Source organism: Veillonella sp. 20925_1_51 (assembly GCF_041431445.1).
In the GTDB taxonomy this organism is placed as follows: domain Bacteria; phylum Bacillota; class Negativicutes; order Veillonellales; family Veillonellaceae; genus Veillonella; species Veillonella nakazawae.
In genome coordinates this window covers 158,355-165,347 of record NZ_JAPVXT010000005.1, presented here as the reverse complement: position 1 = coordinate 165,347, position 6,993 = coordinate 158,355, and the positions used below count along the sequence as shown (strand labels likewise).

At 39.2% G+C, this 6,993-nt stretch carries 6 protein-coding genes; 1 reads left to right on the top strand and 5 read right to left on the bottom strand.

Annotated features, from left to right (window positions below; all coding sequences use genetic code 11):
- The 5 genes from tnpA to O3607_RS07085 form a co-directional block, all read right to left on the bottom strand.
- On the bottom strand, window positions 1-297 hold a 297-nt coding region (gene tnpA, locus O3607_RS07105; protein ID WP_371443622.1), incomplete at its 3' end, for an IS200/IS605 family transposase.
- 222 nt (window positions 298-519) lie between these two features.
- Window positions 520-1,860: an anaerobic C4-dicarboxylate transporter gene (locus O3607_RS07100; RefSeq protein WP_156719708.1), complete on the bottom strand. Its 1,341-nt coding sequence runs from the start codon at window positions 1,858-1,860 to the stop codon at window positions 520-522.
- Between the two features lie 216 nt (window positions 1,861-2,076).
- Window positions 2,077-3,465 carry an adenosylmethionine--8-amino-7-oxononanoate transaminase gene (gene bioA, locus O3607_RS07095; RefSeq protein WP_371443621.1) on the bottom strand — a complete coding sequence of 463 codons (1,389 nt, stop codon included), beginning with the start codon at window positions 3,463-3,465 and terminating at the stop codon, window positions 2,077-2,079.
- Between the two features lie 135 nt (window positions 3,466-3,600).
- Window positions 3,601-4,353, bottom strand: a complete 753-nt coding sequence (gene bioD / locus O3607_RS07090) for a dethiobiotin synthase (protein WP_295214640.1) — start codon at window positions 4,351-4,353, stop codon at window positions 3,601-3,603.
- 643 nt (window positions 4,354-4,996) lie between these two features.
- Window positions 4,997-5,542 (bottom strand): carbonic anhydrase, encoded by a 546-nt coding sequence (locus O3607_RS07085; RefSeq protein ID WP_308522393.1) that lies wholly within the window; start codon window positions 5,540-5,542, stop codon window positions 4,997-4,999.
- A 341-nt stretch (window positions 5,543-5,883) separates the two neighbouring features.
- Between O3607_RS07085 and O3607_RS07080 the strand changes: the two genes are divergently transcribed.
- Window positions 5,884-6,924: a YeiH family protein gene (locus O3607_RS07080; RefSeq protein ID WP_371443620.1), complete on the top strand. Its 1,041-nt coding sequence runs from the start codon at window positions 5,884-5,886 to the stop codon at window positions 6,922-6,924.
- Window positions 6,925-6,993: the final 69 nt, after the last annotated feature.

The following is a 6,993-nucleotide window of genomic DNA, read 5'->3' as shown; positions in this document are numbered from 1 at the left end:
CTTATATTTTAAATTTGCGTGTTTATCGAATATCATGAGGCTACTTTTACTTTTTAAATATCCCATAAAACTCGATACGCTTAAATGTGGTGGTATCGTTACTAGCATATGAATATGATCCGGACAGCATTCCGCTTCTATTATCTCTACATTTTTTCTCTTACATAAATCTCGTAAGATTTTACCTACATCAGCTTTTATCCGACCGTAAATTATTTGTCTTCTATACTTTGGAGCAAAAACAATATGATATTTACATCTCCATTTACTATGTGATAAGCTTTTTACGTCATTCATTGACATTGAACCTCCTATGTTGAAATGTTGTGGTTGCCAGACCAACTTCATTCTATCACTAGGAGGTTCTTTCCTTTTCTCTAAGAATTTTTACCGACCCCCAGTTTAACTGGGGGTTTAGTCATGCCTATTCGGCGTACAACAAAAAGGACGTAACTTTTGAAAGTTACGTCCATTTCTTATTTGAATATGTTTGAATTAGCCTTATTTAGCTTTTACCAACTACAGCATCAATGGAGCTACTACAAAGCCAAGTGCTACTGCGATAGCAATGGATAGTACACCAGGGATGAAGAACGGATGGTTAAATACGAGCTTACCGATTCGTGTTGAGCCGGTATCGTCCATTTGTACAGCCCCTAAAAGTGTTGGGTATGTAGGTAATACGAAGAGTGCAGATACAGCTGCGAAGGATGCGATGATAATGTATACGGATCCTGGGTTCTCTGGAGTAATACCGAGAGCTAGAATTACGGCTGGTACCAACGCTTGCGTAGTTGCCGCTTGGCTATACAACAATGTACTAGCAAAGAAGAATGCTACGGCTAATAGGAATGGATAAGCTGTTACCAAGCTAGATGCTAGAGCTTTGATTTCAGGGATATGACCTTTTACGAAAGTATCACCCAACCATGCTACACCTAATACGCAGACACATGCGGATAAACCGGATTTAAATGTGCTTGTATTAACAAGTTGTGCTGTATCAATCTTACAGAAGAATGTAATAGCAGCCGCAATAATCATCATGAATCCAACGATGGCATCATTTCGACCGAAGATAACTGGTTTAATAAGACCAATGTTCTTGGAGATGGCAGTTGCATAGAATACGATACAAATAATACCAATCAAGAAAATCAATACAGAAGTTTTCGCACCTGGTTTCAAGTGGAAATCAGCACTCTTTTCACGAGGTGGAGCCACATGACCTGCTGCCAAACGTTCTTGGTATACTGGATCAGAAGACAAATCATTATTCGCAAATGTAGACATAACAAAGGCAGTAATCATAACTGCTACGAATGTTGTAGAAATACAAATAGCGAGTAATGTTGGGTAGTTTACACCAAATGGTTCAAGGAAACCACTCATAGCAACAACTGCTGCAGATACTGGGCTCGCTGTAATAGCGATTTGGCTCGCTACAACGGCAATGGATAATGGTACAGATGGCTTAATGTTTTCACTTTTTGCCACCTCTACGATTACCGGAATCATAGAAAATGCTGTATGACCAGTACCAGCTAATAGAGTTAAGAAATACGTTACTGTTGGTGCTAAATAGTTGATGTGTTTAGGGTTTTTGCGCAAAATATTTTCCGCAATACGCACCAAATAATCAAGACCACCGGCTAACTGTAAGGCACAGATGGCAGCGATAGCAGACATGATGATGAGAATTACATCCCACGGAATCTGTCCAGGGAACATACCCATACCAAGGCTTAACAATACTACCCCAAGGCCGCCAGCGTAACCGATGCCCATACCACCGAGGCGAACACCAAGGAAGATGGCACCAAATAAAATAATAACTTGCATAATTACATAAATGTCCATACGATGACCTCCTTTATACGTATATAGTATCATAGATATGCAAAAATATCATCGAATTTTCACAATGTATAGTCTATAGTTTAAAGACTTAACGAAACATTATACGCTAAACATATAAAAAGCTATATATGCCAACGACTCTAGAACCGTAGAATCATGACATATATAGCTTTTACGTTTGCCCTAAATCTTTATTAAATACTTAGACGTAAATTGTTATAGAATTATTGGGCGTAAATCTTCGAGGATTCCCTCTTCTTCGGTAGCTCGTTGAATACTTTCACCAACAATGCGAACCATGTCCGCTAATTGCTCCACAGTGGACGCCAATGGAGGCATGAGGATCACCACATCACCGATCGGACGGCAAATGAGCCCTTGTTCACGAGCAAGGATGGCCACCTTAGCCCCTACCGCATCATTTGGACGATATGCTTCATGCGTAGCCACATCTTTTTCAAGTTCAATACCTACGATGAGGCCACGTTGACGAACCTCTTTAACATGTTTCAGGTTTTCGATTGGCTTCAATGCATTAGTGAAAGCCTCAATTTTCTTAGGTAATCCTTCGATAACCTTTTCATCGCGGAATACTTTCAACGAAGCTAATGCAACGGCACAAGCCAAGGCATTACCTGTATAGGAGTGTCCATGGTAGAAGGTTTTCTTTTCTTCAAATGTGCCGAGGAAGGCATCGAATACACGTTGTGTAGTCAATGTGGCAGCGAGAGGCATATAACCGCCAGTAATCCCTTTAGACAAGGTCATGAAATCTGGAGCCACACCTTCGTGTTCACAGGCAAAGAATTTACCAGTACGGCCAAAGCCTGTGGCTACCTCATCGACAATGAGGAATACATCATGTTTCGCCGTTAATTCACGAACCCGTTTCAAATAGCCATGAGGCATTACGAGCATGCCTGCTGCAGCTTGTACTAATGGTTCCATAACGAGAGCTGTGATTTCATCACCCTCTTCATTGAGGATGCGTTCTAGTTCAGCCAAAGACTCTTCAAAGGCCTTTTCTCGATCTGCTACGTCACGATATACGCCAGGGCTTGGCAATGTCAAAGGTTTGAATAATAAATTATGGAATACTTGGTGGAATAATTGAATACCACCTACAGATACAGTACCTAATGTATCCCCATGGTAGCCTGCATTAAGGGCGATAAATTTAGTTTTTTTCGTTTGTCCCACTAGTTGGCGGTATTGGTAGGCCATCTTAATAGCAACTTCAATAGCTGTACTACCATCATCAGACAAAAATACTTTATTTAAACCTTCTGGAGCGAGCTCTACTAATTCTTTACACAACTGTGCAGATGGTGGGCTTACGAGACCTAATAATGTACTATGGGCAATTTTATCAATTTGCTCTTTCAACGCTTGGTTTAATACAGGATGATTATGTCCATGAATATTAACCCATAATGAGGAAACGCCATCATAATACTTTTTACCATTCTCATCGATGAGGTATACCCCCTCACCACGTTCGATTACGACTGGTTCTTGTGCCAACCAATCTTGCATTTGTGTAAATGGATGCCATACAAACTCATGATCCCATTGTGCTGCTTGTGAAAGCTGTTTCTCTGCCATTTCGTCACCTCATACGTACAATTTTACAAACTATAATTCCCTATCCCTATAAAGCTCTACTACTATAACAATCTACTACTATAACAATCTATTAATATAAATGAATAGTCCAGATTAAATTACAATATCTAACTACTATATGCCTAATACTGTATTCCACACCTTCTTAGAGTCCACAAAGGACCGAGCCCAACCTAGCTGAACCTTTTGGATATCCGGACCTTGGTATGGCGGTACTACAGCCACTACAGGAATACCTGTATATCGTTCCATGTCTTCCACATTTGTTTTCAACAAGAACGGATCCACTGCCGTTGTATCATTAACAATGATGGCTTTCACCTCAATACCATGCATCTTCGCGTATTCACAAGTTAAAATAGCGCGATTAATGGAGCCCAACCGTCCATCAGCTACAACGATGGCCGGTAATTTAATATCTTTCATTAAATCCGTGAATGTTTTATCGCCGTAAAGAGGTGTTGTAATACCACCAGCACCTTCTACAAAGGTTAGATCATAGCGATTAACAACATCTAATGTATGAGCTACTACACCATCATAATTGATTTCTATACCAGCCAATTCTGCTGCCAGACGAGGAGAAAAATCTCCAGCAATAGCATATGGATTAACCTCGTGACGGCGCGACTCAGGAATGCCAGCGGAACGCATCAAATATGTAGCATCCTTGCTTTCAAGATCCACATTATAATTATCCTCATCCATCGTTACACATTCAGGAAAAGGTACTGCGCTGGAGGACACCGGTTTAACCATACCAACCGCAAAGCCATCATCTACAGCCATAGCCCCTAACAACCCTGTCACAAACGTCTTGCCTACATCTGTATCGGTTCCAATTATAGAAATACCTAACTGCTTCATACACGTCTCCTCTCAGCGATACTTAACGCCGCATAGGTTAACCAATTTATGTGAGTAAGTTTACAATCTAATTACAATATACAGCCAAAGGGAATATATAGTCAACCTATTATTACGCTTAAGGTTTACCGTGATAGGACTATATGGGGCCCCCATACATTAGTGCGAGCCTTGTTAAAAATCACAGAACCTAGCTCATCGCTCCAAAGCGAGCTAAGTCGCTCTTTACTAGGTTCTGTGATTTTTATGGCTGTACTTATGTAACAGTCCCATATAGTCCTATCTACAACCATAAATGAGAGAATAATAGGTTGGCTATATATGGAGAAAAAGAAAAAGAGTGATGACTAACCGATTAGCGACTTAGCTCGCTTTGGAGCGTAGAGGTTAGTCATCACTCTTTTTTACCTAAATGTACTTATGTAAAGGGGCCCCATTAATTTCTCCCCCACTCTCGATACGGCGAAATTACGCTAACTCGTTAATGGACATTTAGATTTGATGGGACTAATTCATAGGTACAGTTAGAAAAAGGACGAGAACTAACCGATTAGCGACTTAGCTCGCTTTGGAGCGTAGAGGTTAGTTCTCGTCCTTTTTCACTTAAATGTACAAATCAACTTGGGCCCCATCAAATCAAAGGTTATATTTCGAGGTAGCGGAATTCGCCTGTATCAGGATCCATCATCCCTCCATAGAATCCCATTCCTTTTGGGAATAGTGGGTGGTGACGCAAGAAGTTAACTGTATAGATTACATTGTCTTCGGAGATGTGGAAACGATCCATCCAGTCAATAAGTCCTGGTTCGATCATGCGAATCGCATCTTCACTGATACCTTTTTCTTTCATGGACTCCATAAAAGTTGTAGCAGAGAAGTCAATCATGCCGCAGTTCTCATGGCCGATGACTAATACATCTTCAATCTCCATACCATAGGTAGCAACAAGCAAGCTTTGTACGATATTATCGATAGGTTGTGTTACACTATTACCGGCTGTTTTTATAACGATGATTTCACCACGGTTAAAACCTAATGCATCTTCTAGCATGCAGACTAAACGCGTATCCATACATGTGACAATACCTAGTTTTTTAGTAGGATGGCTTGTTAATCCTGCTTTTGGTAATTCTGGGTGGTTTTTCACATACTCTTTATTGGTTTCAATTATTTGTTTAATATCAATCATAAGGTACCTCATTTACATTTCTATCTATAAAATAGATTCTATTCATTATATACAATATATTCAATACAAAACAAGTGGTTTTAATCACATATAAATATTTATTATAACCTATATCCTTCATAAGAAATCCATAAAAATCGTATTAATTCTATATTTATAATTAATATTCATTTATTATACTTTTCAACCTTATACATTCACAAAAATAAATATACCGTATTTTTCTTACATTACTAGTAGATTTTAATTCCCCTAATGTGGTACTATTAAAATCATAGAAAAAACGCCACATGATACCACATATGACGTGAACTGTATGTACAGTAAGGAGGTTTTTTATTATGGGTATCAATCAAAAAACATTGCCAGGCATTCTGCTCTGTGCGGTCCTCGCTATTCCTTGTTGGCTATTAGGCCTAGAGTTTCATCTAATCGGTAGCCCGATCTTTGCTATCATCTTAGGTATAATTATTGGCTCTATATTCACATCTTGGAAACGCGAAAAAACTGGTGCCGGCATTGGATTTACATCAAAAAAGATTTTACAATGGGCCGTTATTTTATTGGGCTTTGGCTTAAACATTACACAAATTTTACATGTAGGTTGGATTTCATTACCTGTCATCATTTCAACCATCGCTACATCTTTAATCGTATCCTATATTATTTATCGCCTTACTCATATCGACTCTAATACAGCCGTACTTATCGGCGTAGGTTCCTCCATCTGTGGTGGTTCTGCTATCGCTGCAGCTGCACCAGTCATCAAGGCAGAGGATCAAGATATTGCACAGGCTATCTCTGTTGTATTCTTCTTCAATGTAGTAGCTGCCTTTGTATTCCCTCCATTTGGTGATGCTATTGGTCTTTCCAATATGGGCTTTGGTCTATTTGCTGGTACCGCCGTAAACGATACATCCTCTGTAACAGCTACAGCTGCCGTATGGGATAGTATGAAAGGTACTGGTACACAAGTACTAGAATATGCGACAATCGTTAAATTAACACGTACCCTCGCTATTATTCCTATTTGTTTAGGTTTAGCAAGTTACCAAGTATATAAAGCAAAACAAAGTGCTGCTCAAGCTGATGGTAGCAGTGTTAGCATCGCTAAAATCTTCCCTAAATTTGTTTTATACTTTGTGATTTGTTCTCTTATTACAACAGCATTATCCTATGCGAATGTAGATATTCAATTCTTGAGTGTATTCAAAACTATTTCCAAATACTTTATTACAATGGCCATGGTTGCTATCGGACTTAATACTAATATCGTAAAATTGATAAAATCCGGTGGTTCTGCCCTTGCAATGGGTGCTTGTTGCTGGATTGCCATCACAGCAGTCAGCCTAGCTACACAACATATGATTGGTTTATGGTAAGAAATATACATACCTATTTTAATATGATATAATTGTATATAGTTAGAATAGTAATAACCCCTCCAGTAA